This is a genomic window from Neobacillus niacini, from assembly GCF_046591715.1.
Classification (GTDB): domain Bacteria; phylum Bacillota; class Bacilli; order Bacillales; family Cytobacillaceae; genus Neobacillus; species Neobacillus niacini_L.
Genome location: NZ_JAWVNQ010000045.1, coordinates 1 through 315 on the forward strand (window position 1 = coordinate 1; position 315 = coordinate 315).

Consider the following 315-nt stretch of genomic DNA (forward strand, 5'->3'; position numbering starts at 1 on the left):
TGTCAGTGGTAGGAGAGCGTTCTAAGGGCGTTGAAGCTAGACCGTAAGGACTGGTGGAGCGCTTAGAAGTGAGAATGCCGGTATGAGTAGCGAAAGATGGGTGAGAATCCCATCCACCGTATGCCTAAGGTTTCCTGAGGAAGGCTCGTCCTCTCAGGGTTAGTCGGGACCTAAGCCGAGGCCGAAAGGCGTAGGCGATGGACAACAGGTTGATATTCCTGTACCACCTCTTTATCGTTTGAGTGATGGGGGGACGCAGGAGGATAGGGTAAGCGCACTGTTGGATATGTGCGTGCAAGCAGTTAGGCTGGTAAG

1 rRNA gene is annotated in these 315 nt (G+C 53.3%); it reads left to right on the forward strand.

The features are described 5' to 3' along the window. A 23S ribosomal RNA gene (locus SFC47_RS25875) occupies positions 1–315 on the forward strand; the annotation flags it as partial.